At 68.6% G+C, this 18384-nt stretch carries 17 protein-coding genes; 6 read left to right on the top strand and 11 right to left on the bottom strand.

The window, feature by feature from the left end; all coding sequences use genetic code 11:
- Positions 1–75: 75 nt before the first annotated feature.
- Entirely contained in the window at positions 76–678 is a 603-nt protein-coding gene (locus UK23_RS15940) for a TetR/AcrR family transcriptional regulator (RefSeq protein WP_045312309.1), read from the bottom strand.
- 52 nt (positions 679–730) lie between these two features.
- On the opposite strand from UK23_RS15940, the gene UK23_RS15935 reads away from it, so the two are divergent.
- The gene (locus UK23_RS15935) at positions 731–2119 is read left to right on the top strand and encodes a flavin-containing monooxygenase (protein WP_045312305.1); all 1389 of its coding nucleotides are present in this window, start codon (positions 731–733) and stop codon (positions 2117–2119) included.
- Here UK23_RS15935 and UK23_RS15930 read toward each other — a convergent pair.
- A complete protein-coding gene (locus tag UK23_RS15930; protein WP_045312304.1) occupies positions 2085–2897 on the bottom strand; it encodes an SCO6745 family protein in 813 nt (270 codons plus the stop codon). The two genes, UK23_RS15935 and UK23_RS15930, sit on opposite strands and share 35 nt — an antisense overlap.
- A gap of 74 nt (positions 2898–2971) precedes the next feature.
- On the opposite strand from UK23_RS15930, the gene UK23_RS15925 reads away from it, so the two are divergent.
- A complete protein-coding gene (locus UK23_RS15925; RefSeq protein ID WP_045312303.1) occupies positions 2972–3508 on the top strand; it encodes a DUF4240 domain-containing protein in 537 nt (178 codons plus the stop codon).
- A 44-nt stretch (positions 3509–3552) separates the two neighbouring features.
- Here the strand turns inward: UK23_RS15925 and UK23_RS15920 are convergent, their stop codons facing one another.
- From UK23_RS15920 to UK23_RS15905, 4 genes are all read right to left on the bottom strand, one after another.
- The gene (locus tag UK23_RS15920; protein WP_052684707.1) at positions 3553–3948 is read right to left on the bottom strand and encodes a hypothetical protein; all 396 of its coding nucleotides are present in this window, start codon (positions 3946–3948) and stop codon (positions 3553–3555) included.
- A 138-nt stretch (positions 3949–4086) separates the two neighbouring features.
- The gene (locus UK23_RS15915) at positions 4087–6012 is read right to left on the bottom strand and encodes a vWA domain-containing protein (protein ID WP_045312302.1); all 1926 of its coding nucleotides are present in this window, start codon (positions 6010–6012) and stop codon (positions 4087–4089) included.
- A complete protein-coding gene (locus UK23_RS15910; RefSeq protein ID WP_045312307.1) occupies positions 6009–7394 on the bottom strand; it encodes a sigma 54-interacting transcriptional regulator in 1386 nt (461 codons plus the stop codon). The genes UK23_RS15915 and UK23_RS15910 overlap by 4 nt, the downstream gene beginning before the upstream one ends.
- Before the next feature lie 55 nt (positions 7395–7449).
- Positions 7450–9579: a N,N-dimethylformamidase beta subunit family domain-containing protein gene (locus UK23_RS15905; protein ID WP_082114689.1), complete on the bottom strand. Its 2130-nt coding sequence runs from the start codon at positions 9577–9579 to the stop codon at positions 7450–7452.
- A gap of 29 nt (positions 9580–9608) precedes the next feature.
- Here UK23_RS15905 and UK23_RS15900 point away from each other — a divergent pair, with 29 nt between their 5' ends.
- Both UK23_RS15900 and UK23_RS15895 read left to right on the top strand, forming a co-directional pair.
- Entirely contained in the window at positions 9609–10097 is a 489-nt protein-coding gene (locus UK23_RS15900) for a YcxB family protein (RefSeq protein WP_156213143.1), read from the top strand.
- A 60-nt stretch (positions 10098–10157) separates the two neighbouring features.
- Complete coding sequence (locus tag UK23_RS15895; RefSeq protein WP_045312299.1) at positions 10158–10955, top strand: hypothetical protein; 798 nt, start codon at positions 10158–10160, stop codon at positions 10953–10955.
- On the opposite strand, the gene UK23_RS15890 is transcribed toward UK23_RS15895, so the two are convergent.
- The 5 genes from UK23_RS15890 to fabG form a co-directional block, all read right to left on the bottom strand.
- Complete coding sequence (locus UK23_RS15890) at positions 10952–11686, bottom strand: ABC transporter permease (RefSeq protein ID WP_045312298.1); 735 nt, start codon at positions 11684–11686, stop codon at positions 10952–10954. The two genes, UK23_RS15895 and UK23_RS15890, sit on opposite strands and share 4 nt — an antisense overlap.
- The gene (locus UK23_RS15885) at positions 11683–12405 is read right to left on the bottom strand and encodes an ABC transporter ATP-binding protein (protein WP_045312297.1); all 723 of its coding nucleotides are present in this window, start codon (positions 12403–12405) and stop codon (positions 11683–11685) included. Before UK23_RS15885 ends, UK23_RS15890 begins: the two co-directional genes overlap by 4 nt.
- A 33-nt stretch (positions 12406–12438) precedes the next feature.
- Positions 12439–13464: a ferrochelatase gene (locus UK23_RS15880; RefSeq protein ID WP_045312296.1), complete on the bottom strand. Its 1026-nt coding sequence runs from the start codon at positions 13462–13464 to the stop codon at positions 12439–12441.
- A gap of 117 nt (positions 13465–13581) precedes the next feature.
- Entirely contained in the window at positions 13582–14349 is a 768-nt protein-coding gene (gene fabI, locus UK23_RS15875; RefSeq protein WP_045312295.1) for an enoyl-ACP reductase FabI, read from the bottom strand.
- Between the two features lie 30 nt (positions 14350–14379).
- A complete protein-coding gene (gene fabG / locus UK23_RS15870; protein ID WP_045312294.1) occupies positions 14380–15084 on the bottom strand; it encodes a beta-ketoacyl-ACP reductase in 705 nt (234 codons plus the stop codon).
- Between the two features lie 108 nt (positions 15085–15192).
- Between fabG and UK23_RS15865 the strand changes: the two genes are divergently transcribed.
- Positions 15193–17775 (top strand): FAD-binding and (Fe-S)-binding domain-containing protein, encoded by a 2583-nt coding sequence (locus tag UK23_RS15865; protein ID WP_045312293.1) that lies wholly within the window; start codon positions 15193–15195, stop codon positions 17773–17775.
- Positions 17776–17803: 28 nt separating this feature from the next.
- Entirely contained in the window at positions 17804–18220 is a 417-nt protein-coding gene (locus UK23_RS15860) for a hypothetical protein (RefSeq protein WP_052684705.1), read from the top strand.
- Positions 18221–18384: the final 164 nt, after the last annotated feature.

Genomic DNA, 18384 nt, shown 5'->3' with positions numbered 1-18384 from the left:
GAGGCGCACTTCTCGTTGACACATCCCGGAAAGCACCGCGCCGGGCCGGATCCGGCGACCGAGAAGGCGCTGGCGTCAACCGATCGGGAGATGGACACCGAGTAGCACGCGCATGGTGCTGGTGAGGACGCGGATCGGTGGCGCGCCCTCGACGAACCGCTGCACGCCGAGGCCGATGCCGAGGCTCAGCAGGGCGCGCGCGATGTCCTCGGTGGGCATGACCGGTGTCAGCCCCAGTTCCTCGGTCTGCTGGTCGATGAGGGCTTTCAGGGCGTCCGCGACACTCGCGTCCCTGCGCGCGAGTTCGGCGCGCAGGTCCGGGTCCTTGCGGGCCTGGAGGGCGAACTCGACCTCGAACTGGGTGCGCGGGGCGTCGCCGATCATGGTCTCGGCGTAGACCTCGAACGCCTGGATGCGCTCCTCGATGGTGGTGCCGCTGGTGAACACCTTGACGATCTCGGTGATGCGCTCGGCGTAGAGGGCGTCGAGGACGACCAGGCAGAGCTCGTCCTTGCTGCCGAAGTTCGAGTACACCGCGCCCTTGGAGAACCCCGCCGTGTCGGCGACCTTCTCGAGCGAGGTGGCGTGGTAGCCGTCGCGCAGGAACAGCCGTTGGGCCGTCTCGGTCAGCGACGTCCTGGTGCGTGCCTGGCTCTCCGCGCGGGTCAACCGTGCCATGTCCTTCAGCATACGTTGACATGCTATCGGAATCTAAATACCGTCGGTATCCGTGGACGTACTCGTGATCGGAGCGGGACCGGCTGGTATCGGTGCGGCTGTGAAGCTGCGCGAACTCGGGTTTGACGCGCACGTCATCGAGAAGGCTTCCGCACTGGGCGGGACGTGGCGGGACAACGTCTATCCGGGGTGCGCCTGTGACATCCCGTCGGCGTTGTACTCGTACTCGTTCGCGCCTCGGCGGTGGAGCTCGGCGTTCTCCGGTCAGCCGGAGATCTTGGAGTATCTGGTCGAGACGGCTGCCGCTCACGGCGTTGTGCCGCAGTACGACACCGAGATGCTGGACGCGGCCTGGGACGGGTCGCGGTGGCAGGTCAGGACTTCGTCAGGGGTCATGTCGGCTCGGGCGATCGTGTCGGCGACGGGGCCGTGGCACGAGCCGAAGATTCCGCTGGACGCATCGGTTTTCGAAGGCGAGATCTTTCATTCCGCGCGGTGGCAGGACTTCTCCGGCCGACGGGTGGCGGTGGTCGGCACCGGGGCGTCGGCCGTCCAGTTCGTGCCGCGGATCCAGCCTTCGGTCGATCAGCTGTACCTCTTTCAGCGCACGGCTCCCTGGGTGTTGCCGAAGCCGTCTCTGAAGCTGCCGCGGTCTGTGGTGTTCGGGTTGCTGGAGCTGTTCAGCTACGGGTTCCGGCATCCGCGGGTCATGAAGGTGGTGCAGCAACTCGGGTTGCTGCACTTGCGGCGCGCTGTGCGAGATCGTGGGCTGCGCTCGGCGTTGACGCCGGACTTCGTGTTGGGGTGCAAGCGTTTGCTGATGTCGAACACCTACTACCCCGCGCTGGCTCAGCCGAACGTTTCCGTTGTGCCGCATGCGGTTCAGGGGTTCACGGCGGACGGGATCATCGGCGCGGACGGGGTGGAGCGGAAGGTCGACACGATCATCTTCGGGACCGGGTTCCACTTCAGCGACCCGCCGATCGCGTCCAGGGTGCGGGTCGACGGCGTGTCGTTGGCGGAACGGTGGCGCGGGAGTCCGCAGGCCTACCTGGGGACATCAGTGCACGGGTTTCCGAACCTGTTCCTGTTGCTGGGGCCCAATCTCGGCACCGGGCACTCGTCGGCGTTCACGATCATCGAGACGCAGCTGCGGTACATCGCGTCGGCGTTGACCTCGTTGCGTTCCCTGGGTTGGCCTGTCGTCGATGTGCGGCCTTCCGTGCAGGCGGCGTTCAATTCCGCTGTGCAGGCGGCGTTGCAGCGCACTGTCTACAACGCCGGCGGCTGCACCTCGTACTACCTCGACGCGAACGGGCGGAACTCGACGATGTGGCCGTGGTCGACGGTCCGGATGATGCGGCGGATCCGCTCGTTCGAGCCTTCGGACTACGTCATCTCGGCGGTCAGCGACGAGCAGGTAGCAACCCGGAGTCGATGACGGCCTTGCTCAGAGGCGCGGCCAGCTCGACGTAGCGCTGCTTCTCCTGCTCCGACAACACGTCGTAGGCAGGCTCGTTCATGTGGTCGGTCGCGTCCTCGATGCTCGTGCGCAGCTCGCGACCCTGCGGCGTGAGGAGTTGCTCGTCGTTGACCAGGCCGCGGCTCTGGAGGTTCTCAGTCGTCTCGGCCCACTTCTCCTCGGGCCACCCGCGCGTCTTGCGGAGCGTCTCTGCCGGGTAGTCGCCCTCAGCGGCGTGCAACACCAACGCCTCGATGCCGGTGATGTTGTGCCTCAAGAGAGCGGCGAGGTGCCCGTCCCCGCGGAACTCGCGGAGGAGGGTCTGTGCATGCCACAGCTGCAGGTGCGTCTCGTCGGGCCACGGCAGGCTCGCGTGCGCGGCGAAGAGCGTCCGGCCGTGCAGCATCTCCTTCGCTCGCTCGGCCGCACGTGTCGCCAGCTCGGTGATCTCCTTCAGGTCGTCTTTCAGGACCTTCCGGAGTGCTTCGTCCGCGGCTTCCAGCCGGAGCTCGAGCATCCGCTCGGGCGAGACGATCTCCCACGCCGCGGGGATGCGGGCTTTGATGAGCTGGGGGTTGAAGTTGTAGAACGTCGAGATCACGACCTCGGCGCCGGCCGGCCCCAATGCCGCCGCCCGCGACGCGAAGTACCCGCCGGGCCGGTCGAGCCCCGCCGCGGTGTACCGGCGCTCCGCCTCGGGGGCGAAGTAGATCATCGCGTGCACGGCTTCGAGGGAACGCCACAGAGACCTGATCATGTTTCCAACCTATGTCCTCGCCGGACGTTCGTCAGGCCCCAAAATTGTCAGACCCCTCTGCCATCCTCGGCCACGTGGACCCGAACACCTTCTGGACCCTGATCGCCGACGCCCGCTCGACTGTCGCCGACCCCTCCGACAGCGCAGCCGTAGCTCGTGCCGCTTCCGCCTTGCTGGCCACCCGCCCGCCGGCGGAGATCGTCGCGGCCCAACAGGTCCTGTGGGACCTCCTGGCCCTCTCCTACCGGAACCCGCTCTGGGCGGCGGCCTACCTGATCAACGGCGGCTGCTCGGACGACGGCTTCGACTACTTCCGCGGCTGGCTGCTCGCGCAGGGCCGCGGGGTCTTCGAGTCCGCCCTGGCCGACCCCGACTCGCTGGCGGCTTTACCGGCCGTGGTGCGCGCCGCCGAGTCCGGCCAGGAGTTCGAGTGCGAGCTCACCCTGAACATCGCCTGGGACGCCCATCTCGCCGCCACCGACATGAAGCTCCCGGAGGACGCCTTCACCATCCGCTACCCCGAGCTCGACCCGGACTGGGACTTCGACTTCGACGACAGCGCCGAGCTCTCCGCCCGCCTCCCCCGCCTGTCCGCCCTCTTCGCGGCCTGACTCCGCCCGCCCGCACTGCCCGCGGCCCCGTTCGCGACCTGACTTCACCTGCCCGCACTGTCCACGGCCCCGTTCGCGGTATGACGCGGGCGGGCAGCCACGAGCACGCCGAACGCCACGTGGTCGAGCCATTGCGGCACCCTCGGCAACGCCCGGAGCTGCACGTTGCGACGCCCGATGATCTCCAGGTCGAGCGCCCCGATCAGCAACCCCGCCACCGCGCCACCCACCACGCCCCGCACCCGGAGCCGTCGCAGCACGAACATCCACCAGGCCGACACGGCCAGGTGCACCATCACACCCGCGCCGGTGCCGCCGCCCACCAACGACCCGGCGGCCCTGGTGGCGCGCAACGGGTCGTCGCCGGTCGCCAGCGCGTGGGCGGTCGACGGCACGCCGCTCAGCACGGCGGCGGCGACGAACCGACTGAGAAGAGCCATCGCCAGCCTCCGTTCCGGCCGCCCCCCCGCGTTCCGCATTTCTGCGGGAGAAAGATGACCATGATTTTGTGACATCTATCAGACGGCGTCAGGCGCGGATCCGGACAGACTTCACCCGTCCGAGTGAGGCCTGGGGCGTTAGCGGCGGCGTCGGGACCTCAGGTAGTCGCTGACCACCGCGGCGCCCAGCCCCTCCTCGTCCGGCGACACCACGCGCCCGCCGCCTCGCCGGGCCACGATGTCGACGAACTCGGCGAGGCGGGGGTCGTCGCCCAGCTTGAACACCGAGATGGTGGCGCCGAGCCGGGCCAGGGCGTCGACCTCGTTCAGGGTCTTCGTCAGAGTGCGAGGCAGCGGCGGGTAGTTGAACTCCGCGTCGCCCTCGGGTTCGAGGTGCGCGGTGGGTTCGCCGTCGGTCACCACGAGCACGACCGGTTGCGCGTCCGGGTGGCGGCGGACATGGCGCCCGGCCAACAGCAACGCGTGGTGCAGGTTGGTGCCTTGCTCCCACACACCTTCCAGAGACGTCAGCTGACCGATGTCCACGGCTTCGGCGTAGCGGCCGAACGTCACGAGCTGCAGAGCGTCCGTGCGGAAGCGGGTGCGCACGAGGTGATGCAGAGCAAGAGCCGTGCGTTTCATCGGCACCCAACGGCCGTCTTGCACCATCGACCAGGAGGTGTCAACGCACAGTGCGACGGCCGCGCGCGTGCGGTGTTCGGTGTCTGAGACCTCCAGGTCGACTACGTCCAGGGACATCGAGCCCGAACGCAGAACCGCATTCCGCAGGGTTCGCGGCACGTCCCACGGCTCGGTGTCGCCGAACTGCCACGGTCGCGAGGAGCCCATCAGCTCGCCCGCCGCGCCGGCCGAGACGGTGTCGCGGGAGCCCTGGGAGGAACGCAGCTGGTCGACTACGCCGCGCAGAGCGGTCTCGCCCAAGCGGCGCAACGCTTTCGGGGTCAGGCGCAGCGAGCCGTCCGGGGCGCGCTCCAGGATGTTCTGCTGCCGCAGAGCTTTCTCGAGCTCGGCCAACCGGCGCGCGTCGACAGCAGCCGACGAGCCCAGCTGACGTTCCAGCGCTTCCAGATCGATGTCCTCCAGGCGCGCACCCGGATACGACTGTCCGAGTTGCTCGGCCAAGGCATCGAGCTCGGCCAGGTCGGCCATCGCCTGCGCGCCCTCGCCCAGGCCCAGCGGGTCCTGGCCGCGGAAGCGAGCGGAGGAGGTCCAGTCCTCGCCAGGGCGCAGCCGCTGCAGCAAGGAGTCCAGAGTGGACAGCTGCGATCCGATCCCGCCGAAAGCCTGTTGGGACAGAGCGGAGAGCTCAGCCCGTTGCGCGTCGGTCATCGAGTTCATCATGCGTTGCGCCGCGGCGGAACGAGCGGCCAGGGCGTCGATGAGCTCGTCGACGTTGCGCGGGTTCTCCGGGAAGAAGTCGCCGTGCTTGCGCATGAAGTCGTCGAACAACCGCGGCGTGTCGGGCGAGCCGGCCGCGTGCGCCTCCAGCAAGGAGTTCAGATCGGCGAGCATGCGCTGGATGCGCTTCACGTCATCCGAGTCCACATTGGACAGTGCTTCCTTCATGCCCTGGAAGCGCTGGTCCAGCAGTTCACGACCGAGCAGCTCACGGATCTGCGAGAAGGCCTCGCGAGCTTCAGACGAGCGCCAGTCGTACGAAGACAGCTCTTGAACGGCAGCAGCCGTACCGGGAGGCAGCGCGTCGAGCTGAGCCTCGCGGAACCGCGCGTCATCGGACGGATCCGGGAACAGCGCCCGCCTCTCCGCCTCCAGAGCGGAGTCCAGCAACCGGCGGACCTCGGACAACGTGCCGTCCAACCGGTGCCGGCGCTGGATCGAGGAGCGCCGCTGCCACAGCCGCGACGTCATGTCGTCCAGCCCGCGCGTCCCGTCGACGCCGCGCCGCAACAGCTCGCGCAGAGCCGACGAAGGTGACGCGCCCTCCATGATCTCGCGGCCGAGCTCGTCGACGGCCGCACGCAGGTCCACGGGTGGCGCCAGCGGATCGGCGCCCCCGCTCCAGCGTCCGTACCGGTACCTCATCCGTACACCGATCGGTCGTCGTCGGAGTTCTTCGCCAGGTGCCGGGTCAGGTACAGCGATTCCAGAGCCAGTTCGACAGCGGAAGCGATGCGGCCGACCGGATCCTTCGGACCGGCGCCCATCCGCGCGGCGACCTCGTGCAGGATCGGCAACTCCGGCAACGCAGCCAGGAGATCACCGGCGTGCACGCGATCCCCCGTCGCCACCGGGTGTCCGTCGGAGACGACCTCGGCCAGAGCGCGGAGATTCAGGCCGGCCAGGCGAGCACGCGCGGTGTCGGCGATCGAGCGGCGCAGCAGGTGCACGAGCACCTCGTCCTCGCGCCCCTCCTCCCCCGCCTCGAACTCCAGCTTGCCGCGCAGCACGTCCGGCACCGACTCCAGGTCGATCGGACGCGCGATGGCCGGGGTCTCGCCGATCAGCGCGGAACGACGAAGTGCCGACGCCGCAACGGTTTCCGCCGCCGCGACGGCGAAACGCGCGGAAACGCCGGAGCGCTGGTCGATCGACGACGACTCGCGCAGGTGGCGGACGAAGCGGGCGATGATCTCCAGGAGGTGGTCACCGACCTCGGCGACCAGCGAGGCTTCCTGGCGCACCAGATCGACCTCGGCGTCGACCTCCAACGGGTAGTGCGTGCGGACCTCGGCGCCGAAACGGTCCTTCAGCGGCGTGATGATTCGGCCGCGGTTCGTGTAGTCCTCGGGGTTCGCGGTGGCCACCAAGAGCACGTCCAGCGGCAGGCGCAGCGTGTAGCCGCGGACCTGGATGTCGCGCTCCTCCATCACGTTCAGCAGCGCGACCTGGATGCGTTCGGCCAGGTCAGGTAGCTCGTTGATGGCGATGATGCCGCGGTGCGCACGCGGGAGCAGGCCGAAGTGGATCGTCTCCGGGTCGCCCAGTGAACGCCCCTCGGCCACCTTCACCGGGTCGACGTCGCCGACCAGGTCACCGACGGACGTGTCCGGCGTCGCGAGCTTCTCGGCATAACGCTCGTCGCGATGCCGCCACACCACCGGCAGGTCGTCGCCGAGCTCCAAGGCACGGCGGCGAGACTCGGGCGTGATCGGGTCGAGCGGGTGTTCGCCCAGCTCAGAACCCTCGATGACAGGCGTCCACTCGTCGAGCAAGGACACCAAAGTACGCAAAAGCCGCGTCTTGCCCTGTCCGCGCTCGCCGAGCAGGACGACGTCGTGGCCGGCCAGCAGAGCGCGTTCGAGCTGCGGCAGCACCGTGCGGTCGAACCCGACGATGCCGGGCCACGGGTTCCGCCCCTCGCGCAGTGCCGCGAGGAGGTTCTCCCTGATCTCGGTCTTGACGCCGCGCGGCAGGTGCCCGGCGGCGCGCAGTTCGCCCGCCGTGCGGGCCAGGTTCTGGGTCACGCAGACGACGCTACGCACCCGAACCTGACCCGTCGACGTGGAGCGACTCCAGCAGCTAGGCCAGACCCGCGTTCACGGCGTTCAGCAAGATGCGCGACTGAGCGGCGTCATGAGCGAGAGCACCGTTGAAGCACAAGGAACCCGCGGCGAACACCCACCCTCCGTTCGGCTTGGGCGTCACGCACATTTCCGCGCCGTGGTCCTGTTCGCCGTGAGCGAAGCGGACGACGCCCGGCGCCTCGGGGCCGGCGGCCGTACGCGTGTCGATCTCCCAACCGCTCGCCGCGAAGTTGTAGCCCTCGCGACCGAACCTGTCGCCGATCTTGAGCCCGGTCCCCTCCAGGAACGGGTGGTCGGCGTCCACGACGTACGGATGCATGTCCATGTAGGAGTAGCTGTCGTACGCCACGCCGAGCACCTGCGACTCGGGACGCCCCTGGTCGCGCCACAGCCACCGGTTGCCGTCCACGTTGCGGTGCAGCACATAACCGGCCGAGTTGTAGTCCACTCGCTCGTACATGCCGTTGCCGCCCGTGTAGACGACGCGACCGCCGCCGGCCAGGTAGTTCTCCAACGCCGCGCGCATCTCCGGTGTCCAGTACTCGGGGTGCGTCGCCAGCACGAGCACCTTGTACTGCGCGAGCCACGACGGGTTGTGCAGGTCGAGATCCTGGTAGCAGTCGTACACGACGTCGTTGTCCGCGAACCACTTCATCAGCAACAGGTCACCGTGGAACCGGACGTCGATGAAGCCCGGCGCCTCGACGTAGGCGTTCGCGAACGGCCGCTGCGTGGTGATGCGGCGGCGGGCGGCGCGTTCGTCCCAGCTGTACTGGAAGTGCCCTCCCCAGTGGTTGTAGGCGTTGTGCGTCAGGTACGGCAGCAACAACGCGACCTTCCGCGCAGGCTGCCGGGGCTTCACCACGAACGGGATGTACTGCCGCAGGCCATGAGAACCTTCGAGGCGGACGACGTGGAAGCCGGACTCCCAGTCGGCGCCCACGGGCACGGTGAAGTCCGTCTGCCACCCCACACCGTTCTCGCGGTAACCGGATCGCAGCAGCTGCCGGCGACCGGGGAACGTGTGTGGCGCCCACACCTCGTGCGCACCACCCTGCTCGATCGGCCCGGTCAGCCGCAGCACGCTCGCCCGGTAGCTGTCGAACGTCGTCGACACCCTGACCGGCAGCTGCTCACCCGCCGCGACCGACCACGCCGTGCAGCCCTGGAGGTTCGCGGCACGCGTCACCGTGAAGCCGGTGCCGACGACCTTGCCGTTGCCCTCGGTCCACACCACGCCGTCACGGTCGATCGTGGTGTAGTTCTGCAGCTTGTACCAGGCCAGCTGGTGATCCGGCTGCGTGTGGTCGCGGTTGATCCACACGCAGTAGACGACTCCGGTCTCCGCGAACCGCTCGACGCAGCCGCCCAGGTCGAAGCCGCTGCCGATGTGGATCGGGTTGCCGTCGTGAGCCCACGCGCCGGGCCCGTTCGTGCCGTCACCCGCGAGGTAGCGGAACCAGTGCAGCACCGCACCGTGCCGCATCCCGTAGATGACGCCGTGCTGATCCGCGAAGTAGCCGTCGTAGTCGCGCCGGCCACTCGCGATCTTCTGGCCGACACCGTTGTTGGCCCACGCGCCGGTGCCGTTCGTGCCGTCACCGACAACATAGCGGAACCAGAACATGTCGCCCTGGGCGTCGACCGCGTAGATCACGCCGTCCCAGCCGCCGAACACGTATGAGTAATCGCGGAAACCCGTGTGGATGATCTCGTTCGTGTTCTCGTGCCAATAACCGGCACCCGTTGCAGCGTTCGTGAGAACCCACTTGTGCCACCAGATCGTGCCGTCACCGCAGAACCCGAACAGCTGGCCGTCCTGCGAGGCGAGCACGGTCGGGTGAATCTGCCAGCCGGACCCGATCTCCCGGCCGTTGCCGTCCGCCCAGCTGGAGCTGCCGTCGTTGCGCCCGTTGTGCTTGAACCACTTCAGCCGGCCGTCGGCGTACAGCGCGTAGATCACGCCGTTGCCACCGGGCACGAGCTGCAGCAGCCGCTGTTCCGGATCTTCCGCGGCGGCCTGCGCGGTCCCCTGGTTCGCCGCGACGAGAGCCGCCCCGGCGAGCGCGCCCTTCAGCACCGTTCTGCGCGCGAATGTCCTGTTTTCCTGATCCCCCAGATCCATGACCACATCGTGCAGCAGAATGCGGGGCGATGAGCAACAGTGTGGATTTCAAGTGGGCGCCGTCGCCGGCGGACTGGCGGGCCAGCCTGCGGGCGATGGTGCCGATGTTCAAGTGGGCGCCGTGGTTCGCCGTGGCACTGGGCGTGTTCTCGCTCGTGCTGCTGTTCGGTTTCGACGACGGCATGTTCCCCGTCGCGGTGTTCGGCCTGGCGTGCGCGCTGGTCATCGGGTTCATGGAACCGGTCGCGGTGTGGTGGCGGTTCTCGTCCGACGAGATGATCAGCCGGACCGTCATGGGCAGCGCCGACGACCAGTCGTTCCGGATGGCCGTGGGCAACGCGGTGCGCGAGGAGATCGTCTGGGAGGAGCTGCCGGGCTGGACCGAGACGCGGCGGGGTTTCGTGCTGGACACGCTCGACGCGGGCTCGCTGTCCGTGCCGCACCGCGCCTTCGCGTCCGATGAGGACCGCACGTCATTCCGCACGCTGCTGGAAGAGCGCATCGGTCCGGCCAACTAGGTGTCTCGGATCAGGCACACCGGGTGGGGCCCACGGGCCGAGGCCACGTAATCTCGTCCCGTGTCCTGTGCGAGTGCCACGCTGGTCGTGTGGACGTCGGGATGGCTGCACGGTTTGGCCGCCGCCGACGACGTCCTCGACGCCCTGCACACGTGGGCCGAGCAGCACGAGGTGGTGGCCGACGACGACGGCACCGCCACGGCGCTCGACCTCCCCGGTCCGGACGAGGCCCCGGTGGGCCCCGCCCTGCTGCTGGCCGCCCTGCGGCGCGCGGGCGCGACCTCGGCGCGGCTGGCGCTGCCGATACCCGGTGATGTGCGCGGCCTGGGCGGCAAGGGCCCGCTCTCGACGTGCGCGCTGCGGTCCGGCGAGGCGCTCGTGATCCCGTCCGTGCACGTCGGCCTGGTGCCGAAGATCGTGGCGGACGGCGTGATGCGGTGGACCGTCTTCGACCTGCCGTCGTCCAACGGCCTGGAGCACATCCCGATCGGCGAGGCCGAGCACGGCCTGGGAGCCGCCCTGCGCGAGGCGACCGCGGCACTCGCGTCCCTCGACGTGGCCAAGCACCGCCCGAACGTGCGCAAGGAGATCGCCGACCTGGCCGCCGCGAACTCCGCGCTGCCGTGGCCTGCCGCGATGCCCCCGCGCGCGCTGCGAGTGCTGCAGCGCGCCGCCGAGGTGGACGCGATCCTGTCCGTGGCGCGCTCGGACGCGCCGGGTGGTGCGATGTCGGCGTCGGCGATGAGCGCGCGGACCGACGCGCTCAAGCCGGTGTCAGAGGCCGTGCGACGCGCACGGTGTGCTGCGATCGACGAGGCCGTGCGTGTGCTGGCTGACTCGGGCGCCGGTCGGCACTAGGGAGTACGGCGTCGAAGCGTCACGGCGCCGAGCACCAGCGCGAGGAGTCCGCACGCCGCCACGATCGCGAGGTTGCGCACGAGTTCGCCGGTGATGTCGCTCGACGTCGTCACCGCGGTCAGTGCGTCGACCGCGTAGGACAACGGCATGACGTTCGACAACCACTCCAGCACGGGCGTCATGGAGCCACGCGGTGAGAAGAGGCCGCACAACAACACCTGCGGCATCACGAACAGCGGCATGAACTGCACGGCCTGGAACTCGGTGCGGGCGAACGCGCTCGCGAAGAGGCCCAGAGCCGTGCCCAGCAACGCGTCCAGCCCCGCGATGACGACGAGCAGCCACACCGAGCCGCCGATCTCCAGGCCGAGCCAGGTCAGCGAGATGCCGACCGCGACGAGGACCTGGACCAGCGCCACCACGCCGAACGCCAGCGCGTAGCCGAAGAGCAGGTCCAGCTTGCCGATCGGCATCGTCATCAGGCGTTCCAGCGTCGCCGTGGTGCGTTCGCGCAGGGTCGTGATCGACGTGACGATGAACATGATCGCGAACGGGAAGACCGCGAGCAGGGCCGGTGCGGCGCGGCTGAAGGCCGCTTCGGAGTTGAAGACGAAGCGCAGCAGGATGAGCAGCAACGACGGCATGAGGATCATCAGGGCGACGGTGCGCCGGTCGTGGCGGAACTGGTTGAGGATGCGCGCTGCCGTCGCGAGCAGGATCGAGGTGTTCACGCCGCCTCCCGAGCTCGGACCAGCGACAGGAACGCTTGCTCCAGGTCGCCGGTGCCGGTCAACGACAGCAACGACGTGGGTGTGTCGTCTGCGAGCAATGCGCCGTCACGCATCAGCAGGAGGCGTTCGCAGCGTGCGGCTTCGTCCATCACGTGGCTGGACACCAACAACGTGACACCGCGTGAAGCCAGCGAACGGAACAACGTCCACAGCTCGTCACGCAGCAACGGGTCGAGTCCGACGGTCGGTTCGTCCAGAACAAGCAGTTCCGGCTTGCCCAGCAACGCCACGGCCAAGCTCGTCCGGGACAGTTCGCCACCGGACAACGACGACACCAGCTGCGACTCGTGCCCGCCCAGCCCGACCTCGTCGATCACACGCTGAACGTCCGAGCGGGGCGCGCGCAACACCGCGCAGAAGTAGCGGAGGTTCTCCACGACGCTCAGGTCCGCGTACACCGACGGGCTCTGCGTCGCGTACCCGATCCGGTCGCGCAGGCTCGGGCTGCCCGCGGGCGTGCCGAGCACCGAAACCGAGCCGCCGGACACGATCTGCACGCCCACGACCGAGCGCATCAGCGTGGTCTTGCCGCAGCCGGACGGTCCCAGCAACCCGGTGACACTGCCCCGCGGGATCGAGCAGCTCACATCCCGCAGGACCAGACGCTTGCCCCGATGCACCCGGAGCCCGGTGACCTCAACGGCCGCGGAACTGGTCATCCACCAATTCTTCGCCCGTTGAAAAACCTCTGTCTAGGCTCGGACCGGCCTCTTGACCGGTTCGCAACACAACGGCGCACACGGCGCGCCGTTCACCGTGCAACCAGCGGCGACGAACTCCGACAGCTTCCGCGCCGGGACGCCCTCGGTGTGCTCGGCGACCAGCTCGACGACCAGCTCGGCGAAGCGCGGGTCGGAGTTCGGGGTGGCGGCGCGGGCGAACTCCACGCCGAGCTCGGCGCAGCGGTCGCGGGCCTCGGTGTCGAGGTCCCACACGACCTCGAGGTGGTCGGAGACGAACCCGATCGGGCACACGACGACACCGGTGACACCCTTGGCGTGCAGGGCGTCGATGTGGTCGACGATGTCCGGCTCGAGCCACGGGATCTGCGGCGGGCCGGACCGCGACTGCCACACCACGTCGTACTCGGTGATGCCCAGCTCGGCGGCCACCAGCCGGGACGCCTCGACGACCTGGCGCGAGTAGCGGTAGCCACCCTCTTCGGGAGGCCCGGCGGCCTTGTCCGCGGACACCGGCACCGAGTGCGCGGTGAAGACGAGCCGGTACGAACCGGACAACGATTCCGCGGCCGCACGAACACCGTCGGCAAAGGCGGAGATGAACAGCGGGTGGTCGAAGAACTGGCGCAGCTTCACCAGTTCGGGGCCGTCGGGCACCGCGGCCAGCGCGCGCAGGATGTCCTCGTCGTACTGACGGCACGCGGAATAGCCGCCGTACGCGCTCGTCGGGAACACCAGCGCGCGACGAACGCCGTCCGCCTTCATCTGGGCGACGGTGTCCTCGACCATCGGGTGCCAGTTGCGGTTGCCGAAGTAGATCGGCAGCTCGAAGCCGGTGGCGCGCACCGCGTCCATGGCTTCCAGGTTCAGGCGGTTGATCGGCGACACGCCGCCGAAGTGCTGGTAGTGGGCCTCGACCTCGTCCAGCCGCTCCGGCGGCACGCCACGTCCGCGAACCACGTTCTCCAGGAAGGGGCGGACGTCCTCAGGACCTTCTGGGCCGCCAAAGGACAGCCACAGCAGCGCGTCGAAACTCACCGCCCCATCAAATCACGGAGAGTGCGGTGGTCGCCGACCCCCTGCCCTGTGTTTCGCCGTTCAGACGGGTGCCTCACGGGCAGCTGAAGACTCGGTAGGGGGTCGGCGACCACCGCACTACAGACCGAGGAAATGCACGCCTCCGTCAACGAACACCATCGAGCCCGTCGTGGCCGGGAACCAGTCGGAGAGAAGGCCGCAGACGGACTTCGCGACCGGCGTCGGGTCGTCGACGTCCCACGAGAGAGGAGCCTTCTCGCCCCACATCTTCTCCAGCTCGGCGAAGCCCGGGATCGACTTCGCGGCCATCGTGCGGACCGGGCCGGCCGAGATCAGGTTCACGCGGATGCCGTCCGGGCCGAGCTCGCGCGCCATGTAGCGGTTGATCGACTCGAACGCCGCCTTCGCCGCGCCCATCCAGTTGTAGGCGGGCCACGCCTGGCGGGCGTCGAAGTCGAGGCCGACGACCGACGAGCCGTGCGACAGCATCGGGCGAACGGCCTGCACGAGCGACTTGTACGAGTACGCCGAGACGTGCATCGCGACCGAGACGTCCTCCCACGGCGCGTCCATGAACGGCGCGCCGAGGCAGCTCTGCGGGGCGAAGCCGATGGCGTGCACGACGCCGTCGAGGCCGTCGACGTGCTCACCGACGCGCTCGGCCAGCGTGTCGAGGTGCTCCTGGTTCTGCACGTCGAGCTCGACCACGGGCGCGGGCTTGGGCAGGCGCTGGGCGATGCGCGTCACGAGGCTCATCCGGCCGAACCCGGTCAGCACGACCTCGGCGCCCTGCTCCTGGGCGACGCGTGCGACGTGGAAGGCGATCGACGCGTCGGTGATCACACCGGTGATCAGCAGTCGCTTGCCTTCGAGCAGTCCGGTCACTTGATCAAACCTTTCCCTAGCTCAGCAGAATCAGTGGCCCATGCCGAGGCCGCCGTCGACCGGCAGCACGGCACCGTTGATGTAACCCGCCTCGTTGGCCGCGAGGAACGTGACGGCGCGCGCGATCTCCTCGGCGGCACCGTAACGACCGGCCGGGATCTGCTTCAACGCGGCTTCGCGAACGGCCTCTGGCAGTTCGGCGGTCATGTCCGTGGTGATGAAACCGGGCGTGATGACGTTCGCGGTGATGTTGCGCGAGCCCAGCTCCAGCGCGATCGAGCGCGCCATGCCGACCATGCCCGCCTTGGACGCGGCGTAGTTGACCTGGCCGGCGCCACCCGTCAAACCCACGACGGACGAGATGAAGACGATGCGGCCGAACTTCTTGCGCAGCATGCCGCGGGAGGCGCGCTGGGCGAATCGGAACGCGCCGGTCAGGTTCGCGTCGACGACCTGCGTGAACTGCTCCTCGCTCATGCGCAGCAGCAGCGTGTCCTGCGTCATCCCCGCGTTGCAGACGAGCACCTCGACGGGACCGTGCGCGGCCTCGACCTCGGTGAACGCGGCGTCGATCTCCTCCGAGTTCGTGACGTCGCACTTCACGCCGAGCAGGCCTTCTGGAGCCCCGGACCCGCGGTGCGTGACCGCGACCTTGTCGCCCTGCGCCGCGAACGCCTGCGCGATGGCGAGGCCGATGCCGCGGTTGCCTCCGGTGACCAGAACGGACCGACTCACTTGCTCTCCCTGCAATCGCTGCTGGTTGACCGGGTGAGGCTATCGGCTACCGGCAGGTAGACCGGCATCGGCGGAGCCATGTCACATCCAGCCAGGCATGATCGGGTGATGCGGGCCTTTCTCGATCAACTCCGCCGTGACGTGGACGGCGACGTCCTCGACGACCCGGCGAGCCGGGCCCTGTACTCGGCGGACGCGTCGAACTACCGCCACGTGCCTCGGGTGATCGTCCGTCCACGCACGACAGACGCCGTGGTCGCGGCCGTTGCGCTCGCCGCGGAACACCGCGTGCCGATCACCAGCCGCGGTGCCGGGACGTCCATCGCGGGCAACGCGTGCGGCACCGGTCTCGTGATCGACTTCAGCCGGTACCTGGACGCGATCGAGATCTCCGGAGACCGCGCGTTCGTGCAGCCGGGTGCGGTGCTCGACCGCGTCAACTCGATGGCCGGCGACCACATCTTCGGGCCCGACCCGTCCACCCACTCGCGCTGCACCATCGGCGGCATGATCGGCAACAACGCGTGCGGCGCGCACTCGGTGAAATGGGGCAAGACCAGCGAGAACGTCGCCAACCTGAACGTGCTCACGGTCGACGGCCGCACGTTCGACACCACGAACCCGCCCGCGTTCGACCTGCCGACGTCCGACCCGGCGTGGTTTCCGCGGCTCAGCCGCCGGGTCAGCGGGTACGCCCTGGACGCGCCCACGCTGACCCAGCAGCTCGTCGGCACCGAGGGCACGTGCGTCGTGCTGCTGGGCGCCGAACTGAAGCTCGTGCGCCGTCCCGAACGACGCGTGCTCGTCGTGCTCGGCTTCGCGGACACCTACGACGCCGCCGACCAGGTCATGCAGATCGAACACGCGCTGGCGGTCGAGGGCATCGACGAGGCGCTGGTCCGCAGCGTGCGTACCCGCCCTGACCTGCCAGAAGGCCGCAGCTGGCTGTTCGTCGAGGTCGAGGACGACCCGGAACGCGTCGCGAAGATCACCAAGAACTCGATGATCATCCACGACCCGGCGCACCAGCGGGCGTTGTGGCGGATCCGCGAGGACGGCGCCGGTCTCGCCACCCGCATGCCCAACGGCGGTGAGGCGTGGTCGGGCTGGGAGGACGCGGCCGTGCCACCCGAACGGCTCGGCACCTACCTGCGTGAGTTCGATGCGTTGCTCGCCAGGTACGGCAGGCGGGGCATCACCTACGGCCACTACGGCGAGGGCTGCCTGCACGTCCGCATCGACTTCGACCTGGCACACGGCTACCGCGAGTTCCTGCAGGACGCGGCGGATCTCGTGGTCAGCCACGGCGGCAGTCTCTCCGGCGAGCACGGCGACGGCCAGGCGCGGTCCGAACTGCTCAGCCGCATGTACCCACCGGACGCGATCAGGGCGTTCGAGCGGTTCAAGCACGCGTTCGACCCGCACAACCTGCTCAACCCCGGCCGGATCGTGGAACCGAAGAAGCTCGACGAGGACCTCAGGATTCTCGTTGCACCGCCCCGGATTCCGACGCGCGCGGAGTTCGCGGGCGACACCCGCCGGTGCGTCGGCGTCGGCAAGTGCCTGAACACCAGGGGCGGCGTGATGTGCCCGAGCTATCGAGTGACCAAAGAGGAGAAGCACTCCACACGAGGCCGCGCACACCTGCTGTTCGAGATGCTCGCGGGCGACGTGATCAAGGACGGGTGGCGGTCGCCCGAGGTCGCCGAGGCGCTCGACCTCTGCCTGGGCTGCAAGGGGTGCAAGCGCGACTGCCCGGTCGACGTCGACATGGCGAGCTACAAGGCGGAGTTCCTGCACGAGCACTACAAGCGACGCCCGCGGCCACGTTCGCACTACGCGATGGGCTGGCTGCCGACGTGGCTGAAGTACGGACTGGTCAACAGGTTCACCGCGAAGTTCGGCCGGTTCGCGGGCATCACACCGGAACGCGCACTGCCCACGCCCACCACTCCCCTGGTCCGCCAGCTGCACCCGCTCGGCAAGGGCGACCCGGTCCTGCTGTTCCCGGACACGTTCACGAACTTCTTCGAACCCGGCATCGGTCTCGACGCCGCCAACGTGCTGGCACACCTGGGAAACCGCGTCGAGATCCCGTCGGCGAACGTCTGCTGCGGACTCACGTGGCACTCGACCGGTCAGCTCACCAAAGCCCGCCGGGTCGTCGAACGAACCGCCCGCACGCTGCTTCCGTGGACCAGCAGGGGCATCCCGGTGATCGGCCTCGAACCGAGCTGCACGGCGTTCCTCAAATCCGAGGCCCCGAAACTGTCGGACGACCCGGCTGTACAGGCGCTTGCCGAGGCCACGCAAACGTTCGCCTCATACGTCGCACCGAAACTGCCGTCGGCAGAAGGCACACGGGACGCAGTGGTGCAGACCCACTGCCACCAGTACGCGGAACTGGGGTTCGACGCGGACCGCGAGGCGATGACCAAGGCCGGTCTGAAACCGAAGGTCGTCGAGGGCTGCTGTGGCCTCGCCGGCAACTTCGGGTTCGAGCAGAGCCACTACGAGGTCTCGATCGCGTGCGCCGAGCAGGACCTCTTGCCCGCCATCCGCGAGAACGAAGACGCACTGGTCATCGCGGACGGCTTCAGCTGCCGCACGCAGATCCGCCACACGACCGACCGCGAACCGGTCCACCTGGCCAGCGTGCTCGCGGACCGGCTGGGTGTGATTTACCGCTGACTAACCGGCCCCGGCCAGTCTCGTACGCATGCAGAAGAAGATTGGTGCCGTCGTGCTGGCGGCAGCGGCGCTAGCGCTGACCTTCACCGGCCAGGCGCAGGCAGAGACGAACCCGAACTGCTCCAGCGTGACCCAGATGGGTGCCACGAAGTACCTCAAGAACGGCAACACGACCATGGCCTCGGTCAAGCAGTTCAAGGGCTGCGGCAAGAACTGGGGCTACGTCTACGTCTGGGACTCGTGGCGCGCCAACCACCGCACGTACCGTCTCTACGCCGGTGTCCAGGTCCGCGGCGCCGAGTTCCCGAGCGGCTACAACAGCGTCGAGAACAAGCAGGAACTGTGGTCGTACGGCACGGACACGCTGGACAAGTGCACCAAGGGCTACGGCTCCATCGTGGCGTCGTCCTACAGCGACGGCGTCGAGACCGAGGAGCGTTGCTGACATGAAGAAGCTGAGCGCAGTTGTGCTGGCGGCGGCAGCCATCGGGATGACCTTCACCGGTGCCGCCCACGCCGAGACGAACCCCAAGTGCACGAGCGGGGTCACGCAGATCGGGGCCACGAAGTACATCAAGAGCGGCAGCGCGACCGTCGCCTCGGTGAAGC

Source organism: Lentzea aerocolonigenes, from assembly GCF_000955955.1.
GTDB lineage: Bacteria > Actinomycetota > Actinomycetes > Mycobacteriales > Pseudonocardiaceae > Lentzea > Lentzea aerocolonigenes_A.
This window is presented reverse-complemented; position numbering and strand designations above follow the sequence as displayed.